11 protein-coding genes are annotated in these 15,480 nt (G+C 68.4%); 4 read left to right on the top strand and 7 right to left on the bottom strand.

Going from position 1 to position 15,480, the window contains the following annotated elements; genetic code table 11:
• Positions 1-17: 17 nt before the first annotated feature.
• Positions 18-1,028, bottom strand: a complete 1,011-nt coding sequence (locus ACZYZ9_RS19960) for a MaoC family dehydratase (RefSeq protein ID WP_463827996.1) — start codon at positions 1,026-1,028, stop codon at positions 18-20.
• Positions 1,029-1,123: 95 nt separating this feature from the next.
• On the opposite strand from ACZYZ9_RS19960, the gene ACZYZ9_RS19955 reads away from it, so the two are divergent.
• Positions 1,124-2,251 carry an acyl-CoA dehydrogenase family protein gene (locus ACZYZ9_RS19955; protein WP_463828029.1) on the top strand — a complete coding sequence of 376 codons (1,128 nt, stop codon included), beginning with the start codon at positions 1,124-1,126 and terminating at the stop codon, positions 2,249-2,251.
• A gap of 9 nt (positions 2,252-2,260) precedes the next feature.
• On the opposite strand, the gene ACZYZ9_RS19950 is transcribed toward ACZYZ9_RS19955, so the two are convergent.
• The 6 genes from ACZYZ9_RS19950 to ACZYZ9_RS19925 form a co-directional block, all read right to left on the bottom strand.
• On the bottom strand, positions 2,261-3,193 hold the full coding sequence (locus ACZYZ9_RS19950; RefSeq protein ID WP_463827995.1) for an enoyl-CoA hydratase/isomerase family protein: 933 nt from the start codon (positions 3,191-3,193) through the stop codon (positions 2,261-2,263).
• The gene (gene fadD4, locus ACZYZ9_RS19945) at positions 3,190-4,710 is read right to left on the bottom strand and encodes a fatty-acid--CoA ligase FadD4 (RefSeq protein ID WP_463827994.1); all 1,521 of its coding nucleotides are present in this window, start codon (positions 4,708-4,710) and stop codon (positions 3,190-3,192) included. Before fadD4 ends, ACZYZ9_RS19950 begins: the two co-directional genes overlap by 4 nt.
• A 23-nt stretch (positions 4,711-4,733) precedes the next feature.
• The gene (locus ACZYZ9_RS19940) at positions 4,734-5,960 is read right to left on the bottom strand and encodes a sodium:proton exchanger (RefSeq protein ID WP_463827993.1); all 1,227 of its coding nucleotides are present in this window, start codon (positions 5,958-5,960) and stop codon (positions 4,734-4,736) included.
• Between the two features lie 372 nt (positions 5,961-6,332).
• Positions 6,333-8,156 (bottom strand): phosphoenolpyruvate carboxykinase (GTP), encoded by a 1,824-nt coding sequence (locus ACZYZ9_RS19935; RefSeq protein ID WP_463827992.1) that lies wholly within the window; start codon positions 8,154-8,156, stop codon positions 6,333-6,335.
• A gap of 167 nt (positions 8,157-8,323) precedes the next feature.
• Positions 8,324-9,856 (bottom strand): hypothetical protein, encoded by a 1,533-nt coding sequence (locus ACZYZ9_RS19930; RefSeq protein ID WP_463827991.1) that lies wholly within the window; start codon positions 9,854-9,856, stop codon positions 8,324-8,326.
• Positions 9,853-10,872: a hypothetical protein gene (locus ACZYZ9_RS19925; protein WP_463827990.1), complete on the bottom strand. Its 1,020-nt coding sequence runs from the start codon at positions 10,870-10,872 to the stop codon at positions 9,853-9,855. Before ACZYZ9_RS19925 ends, ACZYZ9_RS19930 begins: the two co-directional genes overlap by 4 nt.
• 98 nt (positions 10,873-10,970) lie before the next feature.
• Between ACZYZ9_RS19925 and trmB the strand changes: the two genes are divergently transcribed.
• From trmB to mmpL3, 3 genes are all read left to right on the top strand, one after another.
• Complete coding sequence (trmB, locus tag ACZYZ9_RS19920) at positions 10,971-11,708, top strand: tRNA (guanosine(46)-N7)-methyltransferase TrmB (protein WP_463827989.1); 738 nt, start codon at positions 10,971-10,973, stop codon at positions 11,706-11,708.
• Positions 11,705-12,448, top strand: coding sequence for an NYN domain-containing protein (locus tag ACZYZ9_RS19915; protein WP_463827988.1), 744 nt, complete (start codon positions 11,705-11,707; stop codon positions 12,446-12,448). Before trmB ends, ACZYZ9_RS19915 begins: the two co-directional genes overlap by 4 nt.
• Positions 12,449-12,518: 70 nt before the next feature.
• The gene (gene mmpL3, locus ACZYZ9_RS19910; RefSeq protein ID WP_463827987.1) at positions 12,519-15,335 is read left to right on the top strand and encodes a trehalose monomycolate exporter MmpL3; all 2,817 of its coding nucleotides are present in this window, start codon (positions 12,519-12,521) and stop codon (positions 15,333-15,335) included.
• The last annotated feature ends 145 nt before the right edge of the window (positions 15,336-15,480 follow it).

Below are 15,480 nucleotides of genomic sequence, written 5' to 3'. Positions count from 1 at the left end.
GTCGGCCTGCTATCCAGTCAGAAGTGCAGCGCGCTGAACCGCCAGTCCAGCACGGGCCGGTCCGGCTCGTCGGGCGCGTCGCCAGCCGCATAGACCAGCGACCGCAACCGCAACACGCCGCCGTTCGGTGTCGCCGCAGCGGATTCGACGTGCAGTTCGCTGTACAGGGTGTCGCCCTCGCGCACCGGCCCGGTGTGGTCGCAGGACTCCCAGCCCAGCACCGTGACCAGATTCGGCAGCAACCGGTTGGCTTGCGCGAAGGCCAGCGCGATGGTGTGTCCCCCGTACACCAGCCGCTGTCCGCCCACCCGCGAATCATGATGCACCGCAGCAATATTGAGGGTCAACCGGGCGAGTTCCGGCGCACCGGTGACCACGTCTGCGGTGCTGTGCAGCACCGCGCCGGCGATCGCCGGATCGAAATGCGGACCGGGCACCCGGCGCCGGTAGGCCGCCCCGTCCCAGGCCTCGGTGGGACTGACGGCCGGCACCACCGGCTCGGTACCGATCGCGGACAGGTCGTCGGCCCGGTCGGTGCCCTGCCAGCCCGGGCCGGCCGGCAGCATGGCGCAGCGGTAGAAGTCCAGCACCAGCTGGTCGGCCTGGTCGATGGTGGTCATCCGCAGCGCCGCCAGCCCGGTCGGCGCGCGTCCGGGCTTGGCGGCGTTGGCGCGCAGTCCGACCACTTCGGTGCGGGTGTAGAGGGTGTCACCGATCACCGGGAATCGGTGGAACGCCAGGCCGCGGTAGAACAGGTTGGCTTTGACGCGCTGAGTCGCCAGCGTCGACTGTCCGATCGCCACGTTGCACACCAGGCTCGGGTGCGCCAGGGCAGCCGGCGCCCCGGTCACCGCGGTGCACAGGGTGCCGTCCAGCGCCAGGCGCAGCCGGTCGCCCACGATGCCCTGATGGGCAGCGGCCAGGCCGGCCGTCAGCGTCACCGACGGCGCCCAGTCGAACACCTGGCCCACCGAAAGGTCGTCGAAGAAGGCTCCACCGGACCGGATGGCCGCATACCCGTATGTCACAACGCCTCATGCTGGCAGGCTGTGCACCCGAGGGTGCACGCGGGAGGGCGGTAACGGTGAGCAACGAACCCTACGACCTGGACGACGCGGAGGCGATGCTGGTCGCCACCGTGCGGGCCTTCGTGGACCGCGACGTGAAGCCGACGGTGCGCGAGGTCGAACACGCCAACACCTACCCGGAGGCGTGGATCGACCAGATGAAGCGAATCGGCATCTACGGCCTGGCCATCGACGAGGAGTACGGCGGATCACCGGTGTCGATGCCGTGTTATGTGCTGGTCACCCAGGAGTTGGCCCGGGGTTGGATGAGCCTGGCCGGCGCGATGGGCGGGCACACGGTGGTCGCCAAGCTGCTCACCCTGTTCGGCACCGCGGAGCAGAAGCGAAAGTACCTGCCGCCGATGGCAACCGGTGAGCTACGGGCCACTATGGCGCTCACCGAACCTGGCGGTGGTTCCGATCTGCAGAACATCGCCACCACGGCGCTGCCGGACGGCGCCGACGAGTTGGTGGTCAATGGTGCCAAGACCTGGATCTCCAATGCCCGCCGGTCCGGCCTGGTCGCATTGCTGGCCAAGACCGATCCGCGGGCCACACCGCGGCACCGGGGCATTTCGGTGCTGCTGGTCGAGCACGGGCCGGGCCTGACGGTGTCGCGCGACCTGCCCAAGTTGGGTTACAAAGGCGTGGAGTCGTGCGAACTGTCCTTCGACGGTTACCGCACGCCTGCCTCGGCAATATTGGGTGGCGTTGCGGGACAGGGCTTTTCCCAGATGATGAAAGGCCTGGAGACGGGTCGCATCCAGGTTGCCGCCCGCGCGCTGGGCGTGGCCACCGCCGCGCTGGACGACGCGCTCGCCTACGCCCAGCAACGCGAGAGTTTCGGCCGGCCCATCTGGAAACATCAGGCCGTCGGCAACTATCTGGCCGACATGGCGACCAAACTCACCGCCGCCCGGCAACTGACCCGCTACGCCGCCGAACGCTACGACAGCGGGCAGCGCTGTGACATGGAGGCGGGCATGGCGAAGTTGTTCGCCTCCGAAGTAGCCATGGAGATCGCGTTGAACGCGGTGCGGATCCACGGCGGTTACGGCTACTCCACCGAGTACGACGTGGAACGCTACTTCCGGGACGCGCCGCTGATGATCGTCGGCGAGGGCACCAACGAGATTCAGCGCAATGTGATTGCCGCGCAGCTGGTGGCCCGCGGCGGCCTCTGAGCGGCACCGCTACGCAGCCGCGAGCTCGTCCACCAGCCCCCACGCCAGGGCGGTTTCGGCGTCGATCGTCCGGCCGGAGAGCACCAGATACGCGGTGCGCCAGCGTCCGATGCGCCGTGTGACGCTCACCGTGCCGCCGGCGCCGGGGATCAACCCCAGGCTCAGCTCCGGCAGCCCGAACACCGAATCGCGCTGCGCCACCACCCATCCGCAGAACGCGGCCATCTCCAGACCGCTGCCCAGCACCTGTCCGTGCACCTGCGCGCGGCAGGCTCGCCCGAGCCGGCCGGTCAGCTCGTCGAGTACCAGCGCCGGGCTGTGCCGGGTGCGGGCCAGGTGCGCACCGGCCGGGTCGGCGAAGGTACCGAACTCGGCGAGGTCGCCGCCGCTGCAGAACGACGGACCGTTGCCGCCCAACACGATTCCGGTGACCGAGTCATCGAGCTGTGCAACGCTGAGCGCCTCGAGCAGGGCCGCCCGGGTGTCGGTGGAGAAGGCATTGTGCCGGGCGGGCCGGTTGAAGTCGATTCGCAGTATGTCGTCTTCGCGTTGCACCGCAACCGGATCGGCGCTGTCCGGCAGTCGCGCGGGACCGCGTTCGGCAAGCCAGCGCGCGAATTCCGGACCGGCCTGCAGCGTGGAATAGGCCAGCGATTCGGTCAGCAATCCGGCCGACGTCCCGGGTTGGACGCACCGCAACACATCGTCACAGATGGTGCTGGCGTGCGGCCAGCGCGCACAGCGCGCCGCCAGTTCGGCCAGCGTGTCGGCAACCGAGTCCACGGTGACCACCCGGCGATCGGGGCAGGGATGCTCGGTCAGGGTGAAAGTCGCTGCATCGAGCCAGTATTCGTTGTCGACCGACCCGTGGGCGACGATCACACCCGGCAGCGCCGCATCGTCCGGCGCGGGGGCGCTGCGCAGGTCGACGGCCCGCATCATGAATACTTGTCGACCAGCTGGTTCTTGTAGAGCTTGCCGGTGTCGGTACGCGGCAGTGTTGCCTCGAAAGCGATCGTTCGCGGACATTTGTAGTGCGCCAACCGATCTCGTAGCCAACCGAGCAGTTCGTCAGCGAACTCATCGGTGGCGTCGGCCGGATCGACGGTCTGCACGACCGCCATCACCCGCTGGCCCATCTCGTCGTCGGGAACCCCGAACACCGCCGCGTCCAACACCTTCGGATGAGTGACCAGCAGGTTCTCCGTCTCCTGCGGATAGATATTCACTCCACCGGAGATGATCATGTGGTGTCGCCGGTCGGTCAGGTAGAGGTAGCCCTCTTCGTCGAGGTAGCCGATGTCGCCGACGGTCATCCAGCCGTGTTTGTCGCGTGAGTCAGCGGTTTTCGACGGGTCGTTGAGGTACTCGAAGGAGTACCCGCCTTCGAAATAGATTTCGCCGGGGTGGCCGGGGGGCAGTTCGGCACCGTCTTCGCCGACGATGTGCAAGGCACCCATCATGGGTTTGCCCACCGAGCCGGGATGCGTCAGCCAGTCCTCGGCGGTGATCAACGTCGAACCGATCGCCTCCGAGGAAGCGTAGTACTCGTCGACGATCGGCCCCCACCAGTCGATCATCTGCTGCTTGATCTGCACCGGGCACGGCGCGGCGGCGTGCATCACCCGTTTCAGGCTGGACAGATCGTACGAGTTACGCACGGCCTCCGGCAGTTTCAGCATCCGGACGAACATCGCCGGCACGAACTGGCCGTGGGTCACCCGGTAACGCTCGATGGCAGCCAGCGTCTGCTCGGGATCGAACTTCTCCATCACCACGGTGGTCAGTCCGGCGCCCTGCACCGTCATCGACCACACCGAGGGGGCGGTGTGGTACAGCGGCGCCGGACTCAGATACACCGTGTCGGAGTCCATCCAGAACCCGACCAGCGCCGCCATCATGCCTGGCACCTCCGCCGGCGGCAGGTGCGGCAGTTCGCGTTTGATGCCTTTGGGCCGGCCGGTGGTACCCGAGGAGTACTGCAGCAGGTCCCCTTCGATCTCGTCGTCGATCGGTGAATCCGGTTGCTCTGCAACGCATTCCGGGTATCGCTGCCAACCGTCCAGATCGGTGTCCGCGATCAGCAGCAGACCGGGGAGGCTGCCGGGCAGGTGGTCGCCGAACCCGGCGCAGGTCTCCCGCAGCGCGGCGGACCCGACGATGGCTTTGGCGTTGCTGTTGTCGACGATGTAGGCCGCCTCGGCGGCGGTCAGATGGGTGTTGATCGGCACGTAGTACAGCCCGCTGCGGCGCGCCGCCCACATCACCGCGTGCAGGTGTTCGTTGTTCTCCATCAGGATCGCCACCGCGTCGCCTTCGCGCAGCCCCGCCTGACGGAAGGCGTGCGCCAGCCGGTTGGCGCGCGCTTCGAGTTCGCCGAACGTCACCACCGTGCCCGACGGATGCAGGATGACGGCCGGTTTGCCGGGATATGCCTGTGCGTGCGGACGAATCTGCATGGGCCGACTTTACGACCCGGCCGTCACGCCCTGGCGAACGGCGCTCGCAGCGTGGGAATCAACTGGCGCCGGTGCACGACCAGCCCAGCGACAGCCACTGCGGCGTAGACGCCGCTGAGCACCAACCGGCCTTCGGTTGACGGGACCGCGAATTGCACCAGGAACAGCGCCAGCAGTGCCCATGCCAGGTGTCGGTGGAAGCGCAGCGCCAGCAGCAACGCCACACCCATCAGGGTCTGCGTCACGGTCAGCAGCATCTCCTCGATCTGCCGGACGTCCAGCACCAGCGCGGATCCGCCGCCGCCGGCCAGGTGGGCGATGGGCAGCGAGCCGACCAGCAGCGTCCACTGGTTGACTTTCGACGAGATCAGCGTCGCGATGGCCACCGTGCCTTTGCCGCGGGCCGCGAAGATGATCGCGATCACGAACTCCGGTGCTTCGGACGCCAGCGGCGCCAGCCACTGCACCAGCAGGAACCGGTCGACCCCCAGATCGGTGCCGGCCCCGATCAGGCTCTCGGCGAACGGCTGCGCACAGGCCAGAATCACCATGGCGGCGAAGACGAAGATCGCGACCACACCACCGCGACGGGCGCGGTGCGGCAGCGCGGCCAGGGCCGCGGCCGTCCCGATCAGCTCGGGCTCCTCGACCTCGCCGCGGCTGAGTTTGTAGAGGTAGAACCCGAACCAGGCCAGCAACGCCAGGCCGAGCGTGAGGGAGATGCGACCGGTCGCCGGCACGATCGCCGCGACCACGCCGGCGATCAGCAGGAAGCCGAGCTCGACCCGGTTTCCGCGCCCCAGGGTCAGGGCGGCCGCCTTGTGTCCGCTCACCCGGCGGGCCACCCAGAGCCCCAGCAGCACCACGACCGGCCAGCCCAGGCCCATCAGCAGCCGGTTGGATCCCGTCATGTTGGCCGCCGCGTACTGCGCGTACTCCGCGTGCGATCCGGACCGGTACGCGTAGTAGAGGTCGACGGCGTATTCCGGCAACACCGCGATCAGGGCGAGGACGGCGACGGCCAGCCCGCCGGAGACATCGACCTGCGCGGCTTCGGCTGCCCAGGCGAGCAGAAAGCTCGCCGCGACCACCGCCGCGCCGTAGATCACCAACGCGATGACCGGGGTCGGGTGCAGTCCGACGAAGCGGACCACCAGCGCCGGGGCGATGAACGCCAGGGTGAGGAGCAGCGAACGCAGCAGCGTGTCCGCGGGCGTCCGGGTCTTGCGGCGTTCGGCCAGCAGGGTCATGCGGGTGGTTCCTTCGGTTCGGCGGTTGGATGGCCTGGCCGAAGGTCTCGTTCGCCGGAAAACTCTCCGGTGGATGACCGGGCGCCCCTGAAAGCTGAAATCGCCAGTATGTCGACCATCCGCCGCCGCCGGCCGAGGCCGACGAACTGGAACTACTCCCCTTCGATGCCTTAGACGGTAACCCGGTTCTCAGCACATGGCAACTTAGCGAGGCTACGATTTTCTAACAAAGGGTCGCCTTAGATCTGCTGATCAAGCCGCCATATCGATTAGTTCGGCCGCCCGAAACAATAAATGTGGCAAACCACCATGGAAGCAAGAAGGCAAAAGCCCCGCCACAGGGGTGCGACGGGGCTTCGTGCCTTCCAGCGATCAGGCCTGCGACAAACGCTCCTTCAGGGCGTCGAACTCGTCCTTGACGCCCGTCGGCAGCTTCTCGCCGACGAACTCCAGCCACTCTTCGATCAGCGGCAGTTCCTCGCGCCACTCGTCGGCGTTGACCGCCAGGGCAGCCGCCACGTCACCGGCGTCGACGTCCAGACCGTCCAGGTCCAAGTCCTCAGCAGCCGGGACCGTGCCGATCGGGGTGGTCTTGCCACCCGCCGTGTGCTCGATCCGGTCCACGATCCACTTCAGCACCCGGCTGTTCTCGCCGAAGCCCGGCCACAGGAAGCGGCCGTCGTCGCCGCGGCGGAACCAGTTGACGAAGAAGATCTTCGGCAGCTTGGATTCGTCGGCGTTCTTGCCCAGATCGATCCAGTGCTGGAAGTAGTCGCCCACGTTGTAGCCCAGGAACGGCAGCATGGCCATCGGGTCGCGGCGCACGTTGCCGACCTTGCCCTCGGCGGCGGCGGTTTGCTCGCTGCCAAGGGTGGCGCCGATGAACACGCCGTGCTGCCAGTCGCGGGCTTCGGTGACCAGCGGCACCGTCGTCTTGCGACGGCCGCCGAACAGGATGCCGGAGATCGGCACGCCCTGCGGGTCGTCCCACTCTGGCGCCAGGATCGGGCACTGCGACATCGGGGTGCAGTACCGGGAGTTGGGGTGCGCGGCCTTCTCGCCGTTGCCCGGCGTCCAGTCGCGGCCCTTCCAGTCGATCAGGTGCTGCGGGTCGCCTTCCAGGCCCTCCCACCACACGTCGCCGTCGTCGGTCAGCGCGACGTTGGTGAACACCGTGTTGCCGCCTTCGATGGTGCGCATGGCGTTCGGGTTGGAGTTCCAGTTGGTGCCCGGCGCCACGCCGAAGAAACCGAACTCGGGGTTCACGGCATACAGCCGGCCGTCCTTGCCGAACCGCATCCAGGCGATGTCGTCACCCAGGGTCTCGGCGCGCCAACCCGGGATGGTCGGCTGCAGCATGGCCAGGTTGGTCTTGCCGCACGCCGACGGGAACGCCGCGGCGAAGTAGTACGCCTTGTTCTCCGGGGAGATCAGCTTGAGGATCAGCATGTGCTCGGCCAGCCAGCCCTCGTCGTGGGCCATCGCCGACGCGATCCGCAGCGAGTAGCACTTCTTGCCCAGCAGCGCGTTGCCGCCGTAGCCCGAGCCGTAGCTCCAGATCTCGCGGGTCTCCGGGAAGTGGGTGATGTACTTCGTCTCGTTGCACGGCCACGGGACGTCCTTGGCGCCGTCTTCCAGCGGCGCACCCACCGAGTGCAGCGCCTTGACGAAGAAGCCGTCGTCGCCGATCTTCTCCAGCGCGGCGGTGCCCATCCGGGTCATGGTGCGCATGGAGACGACGACGTACTCGGAGTCGGTGATCTCCACACCCAGCTTGGGGTCCTCGGCGCCGAGCGGACCCATGCAGAACGGGACCACGTACATGGTGCGGCCGCGCATCGAACCGCGGTACAGGTCCTTCATCAGCGACCGCATTTCGGCCGGGTCTTTCCAGTTGTTGGTGGGGCCGGCGTCGACTTCGCGCTCCGAACAGATGAAGGTCCGGGACTCCACCCGGGCGACGTCGGACGGGTCCGACAGCGCCAGGAACGAGTTCGGGTGCTTGTCCGGGTTGAGCCGGGTGAACGTGCCCGCCTCGACCAGTTGGTCGGACAGCCGCTTGAACTCCTCGTCGGACCCGTCGGTGAACACCACCCGATCGGGCTGGGTCAGCTCGGCGACCTCCTCGACCCAGGACAGCAGCCCTTGATGGTTGGTGGGTGCGGTGTCCAGGCCGGGGATGGTCGCTGAGGTCATCGAACTCTCCTGAATTCTGCGGTTCGGTATTCGTCGGTTCCAGAGGGTGCGCGCTCGACACGCACACTTAACGCTTTCTTATACAGATTAACGCGCATCACTTGTCGGGTAAGTCCCAGGAGGGTATAAGCCTGCTCACAAGACCGATTCAGAAGATACCGGCCCGGTCAGTCGGAGTTACTATCCGGCTTCGGCCGCGACGGGCCCGCTGGGCCGGGCACGCGGGGACGCGAGCCATTGCGCGGCGCCACCGATTCGCCCAGTTCGGTCCGCACCGCGTCCAGCGCCGCCTGCACGGTCGGTTTCTCCCGGTCACGCGCCGCGGCGGCCCGGGCCGCGGCCAGCGCGTGTTCCCGCAACTCGGCGTCGATCACGCTGACCTGTTCGTTCACCCGGGCATTCTCGACTTCGTCGCGGGCGGCGGCAGCACTGGTCAGCAGCGATTCGCCGACCAGCACCCGACTGGACACCAGCTGCTCCAGCACCGACCGCAGCGACGACGCCGCCTCCCCCGCCCAGCGGTCCAGCGCGTTGCGATCGCCCAGCAACGCCCGGATGTGCACCACCCAGACGGTCATCGCCAATCCGAGCGCGACGCATGCCGCGACGCCGCCGGCCAGATAGGCCGGGTGCAGCCGCGGGGCCAGACCGGTCACCAGCCGGCTCAGCGTCAGCGCCACGCCGAGGCCGAACACCACGCCGAACACCATCATCAGCCGGGTCTCCAGCTGTCGCGCTTTGCGTTGCGCAGGCGGAATCGGGACCGGCGGCAGCTCGAGGGGCATTAACTCCAGCGGCAGGCCCGCCGTCCGCGCGATCTCGGCGAGATCGGCGTCCACGGCCGCGCCGACCTCGGCGACCACTTCCTCGAAGCGGTGCCGCGCGTCCTCCTCGACACCGGTCATCGCCCGGCGCGGCAGGCCCGCGATGTCCTCCTGCAACTCGGTGCGCACCGACGAACTGCGGGCGCGGGCCAGATACGACAGCTGCACGCGGGCCTGCTGCAGCTGACCGCGCAGCGTGATCATCCGCTCGGATTTCGTTTCCCGGCGTTGCCGCAACACCGCGCTGCGCTCGTCGCGCAACGAATCGACGCGGGCCCGGCGCCCGGCGCCGTCGGCGTCCCGGTCGAAGCGCTGGGCAGCCTTCTGCAACCGGGACTCCCACGCCCGCAACCGATTTCGGCGGGTAACGTCGGGATCAGCCAGCTGCGCGCGGACCGTCGCGATCAGTTCGTCGACGTGCGGCTCGCCCACATCGGGCACCGCGGCCACCCCTATCCAGGGCACCCGGGCATAGCGCCGCGCGTGCCGGGTCAGCTTCTTCACGTTCGCGGCCAGCACGTCGCGCCACGCATAGTGCACGTCGATCTTGGTGACCACCGCCACCACCACGTCGGTGTTCTCGGCGGCGGCATCGAGCAGCGTGCAGTCGGACTCGGTCACCGGGGCCGCCGCCGATACCACGAAGACCACCGCCTTGGGCGCGGCGCCGGGCGCCAGCTCCGCGGATTCGACGAAGGTGTGCTCGGGCAGCCGCTCGCGTAGTGCGGTGGCCACCCCGGTCACCCCGGCCAGCCAGGGACCGGTCACCAGCACCACGTCGCGACGGTTGACCACCGGTGCATCCAGATTCGACCCGATGGACGTCACCAGGGCGTCGACGTCGGCGACCGGATCGTCGCGTGCCGCGCCGGTCATCGCGACTCCCGGGGCACCGCGCCGCCGCTGCGCGACCACAGCCGAAGCGAGCCTCTGGCGATGTCCGCCGCGCACGCACCGTGCGGCCCAGCGCGGTGCCGTTGCCAGTGCACCGCCCGCGCCAGCGGCGCCTCCGGGCCGGCAGCCTGGCCGGCGGCGGTGACAACGTCCAGGGCGGCCGCCATCCGGGCGATCACCGTCTCGTCGCGGGTCAGAAAGTCCCCCACGGCCGGGTCGGAAACGGCCAGCGCCTCCAGTTCGGTGACCGCGTCCAGCACCCGCCGGTACCGCACCGCGGCGCCGGCGCTCAGCAGCCGCTCGAGCACCGCGTCCACTCCGCTGACCCGGCGCCACAGCGCCCGCACCTGCGCCGCACCGGCGCCCTGCCGCAGCGCCGCCACGCCCAGCGCGATCCCGAACAGGTCCAACACCCGCAGCAACTGCGTTCGCACCGCGACCGGCACGGGCAGCTGTGCTCCCAGGAACCCGTCGAAGGACCCGTCCAGGCAGCTGAGGCCACCGGGATGGGCGGCCAGCGCCCGTAACGCCGCCCAGCACCGGGCGTCCAGGTCGTCCAGCGCCGCGACGGCGAGCAGCCCGCACATCGGCAATACCGGCACTCCGACGTGGTCGGCCAGCCGGTCGCAACGCGCTTCCACCCGGGCGTCCCCGGCCAGGCGCAGCACGTCGGCCTTGGTCAGCACCACCAGCGCCGGGCTCGTTCGGTCCTCGGGTTTCACGACGTCGGCGATCACCTGAACCACCAGGTCCGCGCTGCGTCCGGCCGCTACCACCGAGATGCCCGACGCCCGGTCCAGCGCACGTGCCACCGTGCGGGCCCCGACACCCGGGCGGCCGCGGACGGCTACCCGCAACGGCGCGCCGGCCTGCTCGGCGAGCGCCCTGATCCGCTGGTCAGTGGCCTGCCGCGCGTACCGCGTCAGCTCGTCGACGAAAATGTGCGGCTCCTGTCCCCTGCTTTTCCCGCTCCTCGCGATCCCACCGAATGGTGGCATCCCCGTCGCCGGCCCGCGAGCCAGGTGTCCCCGCTGTTACCAGCCGAAGGCAACTGTTGGGTATCAATCTGGACCAGAGGCGGCTACACCTATCGATCATGAGCCACCATGGACAAATGCACGCGCAACCCAGGGTGGGGCTACGGCCCGACACGCCCTGGGGCTATCTCCCGCCCACGAGTTTCCGGTCGCGGCGGTCGGCCCTGTCCCACGCCCAGCGCGAAACCTGGGAGCGGCGCTGGCCGGAGTTGGGCCGGCAGGCCGACGAGCCGCTGGACATCCGCTCCTGGTTCGGCCGGGACGCGCCGCTGGTGCTCGAAATCGGGTGCGGCAGCGGGACATCGACGCTGGCGATGGCGCAAGCCGAGCCCGACATCGACGTGATCGCGGTGGAGATCTATCGCCGCGGCCTGGCCCAGCTGCTGTGCGCCATCGACGATGCCGGCGTCGAGAACATCCGGCTGATCCGCGGAAACGGCGTCGACGTGCTCAAAGACCTGATCGCCCCGGCATCGCTGACCGGCGTGCGGGTCTTTTTCCCGGACCCGTGGCCCAAGGCCCGCCACCACAAGCGGCGCCTGCTTCAGCCGGGCACGGTTGCTCTGATCGCGGACCGGTTACTCCCCGGTGGTGTCCTGCATGTCGCGACGGATCACCCTGGCTACGCCGAGCACATCGCCGCCCTCGCTCCCGCACCGCACCTCGTCCGCGTCGACCCCGGCTCCGAATACCTGCCGATCTCCGTGGTTCGGCCCATGACCAAGTACGAGACGAAGGCCCAGGAAGCAGGCAGCAGCGTCTGCGAGTTCGTATGGAAGAAGCCCGAAATCAGATGAGCCTCACCGAAGACGTCGGCACCGCCGCGTCGGAAACCCTGGACCGCCCGATGCTGGCGGCGGGAGATCTGGCGCAGGAAGGGTTGGCCGGCTTCACCGACCCCACCCCACAGCGGGTCCAGCGGGTGCTGCTGGTGTGGGACGCGCCCAACCTCGACATGGGTCTGGGTTCCATCCTGGGCCGTCGGCCGACCGGGGTGGAACGGCCCCGGTTCGACGCGCTGGGCCGCTGGCTGCTGGCCCGCACCGCCGACGTCTCGGCGCAGACACCCGATGTCCGGGTCGTCCCCGAGGCGACCGTGTTCACCAACATCGCACCCGGCAGCGCCGAGGTGGTCCGGCCCTGGGTGGACGCGCTGCGCAACGTCGGATTCGCCGTCTTCGCCAAACCCAAGATCGACGAAGACAGCGACGTCGACCGCGACATGCTGGAGCACATCGAGCTGCGCTACCGCGAAGGACTCGCGGCGCTGATGGTGGCCTCCGCCGACGGCCAGGCCTTTCGGTTACCGCTCGAGGAGGTGGCGCGCGGCGGAACCCCTGTTCACGTGCTTGGATTTCGTGAACACGCTAGTTGGGCGCTAGCGTCGGATAGCTTGGAGTTCGTCGACCTGGAGGACATCGCAGGTGTGTTCCGGGAGCCACTGCCGCGGATCGGCCTGGATTCGCTACCCGAGCAGGGAGCATGGTTGCAGCCGTTCCGGCCGCTGTCCTCGCTGTTGACCTCGCGTGTGACGTGATGAGGGTCTGACAATAAAAGAGCAGTGCACAGCAATGCGCGGGTCGCTACAGATCCAGTAAGGAGCTTAAGTGTTCGCCTGGTGGGGTCGAACTGTGTACCGATTGCGCTACATCGTAATCGGGGTCACGGTCGCGTTGTGCCTGGGCGGCGGCATTTTCGGGCTCAGCCTCGGCAAGCACGTCACGCAGAGTGGTTTCTACGACGACGGCAGCCAGTCGGTCAAGGCGTCGATCCTTGGTGACAAGGTCTACGGCCGCGACCGGACCGGACACATCGTCGCGATCTTCAAGGCTCCGGACGGCAAGACGGTCAACGACCCGGCCTGGTCGAAGAAGATCACCGACGAGCTGAACAAGTTCGTCGCCGACCATCCCAAAGAGGTGTTCGGCTGGGCCGGGTATCTGCGCTCTCCGGACAACACCAGCCCGGTCATCAAGGGCATGGCCACCGACGACAAGCACTACACCTTCGTGTCGATCCCGCTGAACGGCGACGACGACGACACCATCCTGACCAATTACAAGACCATCGAACCCGCGCTGCAGAAACTCGACGGCGGCACCGTCCAGTTGGCCGGCCTGCAACCGATCGCCAGCGCCCTGACCGGCACCATCGCCACCGACCAGCGGCGCATGGAAGTGCTGGCGCTACCCCTGGTCGCGGTGGTGTTGTTCCTGGTGTTCGGTGGCGCCGTCGCGGCGTGCCTGCCGGTGATGGTCGGCGGTCTGAGCATCGCCGGCTCGCTGGGCATCCTGCGGTTGATCGCGATGTTCGGGCCGGTGCACTTCTTCGCCCAACCGGTGGTCTCGCTGATCGGTCTGGGTATCGCAGTGGACTACGGGCTGTTCGTGGTGAGCCGCTTCCGCGAGGAGATCGCCGAGGGCTACGACACCGAGACCGCGGTGCGCCGCACCGTGATGACGGCCGGGCGGACAGTGGTGTTCTCGGCGGTGCTCATCGCCGCCTCAGGCGCCAGCCTGCTGTTGTTGCCGCAGGGCTTCGTGAAGTCGCTGACCTATGCCCTGATCACGGCGGTCACCCTGGCCGCGATCCTGTCCATCACGCTGCTGCCGGCCTGCCTGGGCGTGCTGGGCAAGCACGTCGACGCCCTGGGGGTGCGGACCGCGTTCCGGGTGCCGTTCCTGCGCAACTGGAAGGTGTCGCGGGCCTACCTGAACTGGCTGGCCGACCGGCTGCAGAAGACCAAGACGCGTGAGGAGGTCGAGGCCGGCTTCTGGGGCAAGCTGACGAACTTCGTGATGAAACGCCCGCTGGCCTTCGCCATCCCGATCGTGGTCGGGATGATCCTGCTGATCATCCCGCTGGGCAATATGTCACTGGGCGGCATGAGCGAGAAGTACCTGCCGCCGAATAATGCGGCGCGCCAGGCCCAGGAGCACTTCGACCAACTCTTCCCCGGCTACCGCACCAACCCGCTGACGTTGGTGATCCAGTCGGAGAACCATCAGCCGGTCACCGACCAGCAGGTCGCCGACATCCGCGCCAAGGCCATGTCGATCAGCGGTTTCATCGAGCAGGACAACAACCCGGCCAACATGTGGCAGGAACGCCCGCAGGCGCCGGGCGGCACCAAGGACCCGTCGGTGCGGGTGCTGCAGAACGCCCTGACCAATCCGGCCGATTCGGCCCGGAAGCTGGGCGAGCTGCGGTCGATCACCCCACCCAAGGGCATCGACATCTACGTCGGCGGCACACCCGCGCTGGAGCAGGATTCGATCCACAGCCTGGTGGACCGGGCGCCGCTGATGGTGATCGTGCTGATCACCACCACCATGCTGTTGATGTTCCTGGCGTTCGGTTCGGTGGTGCTGCCGATCAAGGCCGCGGTGATGAGCGTGCTGACGCTCGGTTCCACCATGGGCATCCTGACCTGGATCTTCATCGACGGGCACGGCGCCGGTCTGCTCAATTTCACGCCCACCCCGCTGATGGTGGTGATCATCGCGCTGGTGGTCGCTGTCGGTTACGGCCTGGCCACCGACTATGAGGTGTTCCTGGTCTCCCGCATGGTCGAGGCCCGGGAGAACGGCATGTCCACCCAGGAGTCGATCCGGATCGGCACTGCCACCACCGGGCGGTTGATCACCGCGGCCGCGTTGGTTCTCGCCGTGGTGGCCGGGTCGTTCGTGTTCTCCGACCTGGTGATGATGAAGTACCTGGCGTTCGGGTTGATGGCGGCGTTGTTGTTGGACGCGACCGTGGTCCGGATGTTCCTGGTGCCCTCGGTGATGAAGCTGCTCGGCGACGACTGCTGGTGGGCGCCGCGCTGGATGCGCCGCCTGCAGACCCGCATCGGTTTGGGTGAGATCCAGCTGCCCGACGAGCGCAAGCGACCCCCTAACGCCGGTCGCGGCCCACGGCCGCCGGTGACGGCCGGCCTGGTGGCTGCGACGCCGCGGGCCCCGCACGACCCCACCCATCCGGCGCCGTTGCCCCGGCCCGCGCGTCCGGAGCTGACGTCCGACGGGCCGGCCTCCACGAGCAGTCCGCAGGTCCCGGTCCGGTCCGGGCAGACCGCAGGCCAGCCGCAGAACACGCGGAACGGCCCCGCCCCGACCCCCCGGGGGCCGGCACCCAAGAACGCGGCGCCGAAGAATGCCGCGCCGAAACCGCCGACCCCGTCGACCGGTGCGACCAACAAGATGCCCATCGCGGGTAGCCGGCCCGACGCGCCGGAGGACTCGGACAAGACCGCTGCCATACCCGCACAGCGGCCCGACGCCGACGCCGAGACGGCCACCGAGAAGCTCAACGCCCGCGGCATCCAGGACGACGATGCGGTGGACGGGCGCCAGCGTCGCCGCGGCGGCGGGGGCGGATTGTCGGCCCAGGATCTGCTGCGCCGCGAAGGCCGCCGGATCTAGCCGTTCGATTCTCCGGTCGTTCGCCGAGCGTCCGCAGAATGCCGCTCACACCGGCGTTTTGACGCACCTGTGAGGACGCTCGGCGCCCTACACGTTGACCGGGCGCACGTTCGGGTGCGCAGGGGCGACCCGAACGCACGCCCGG

The organism is Mycobacterium sp. IDUB_28, from assembly GCF_055419285.1.
This window is presented reverse-complemented; position numbering and strand designations above follow the sequence as displayed.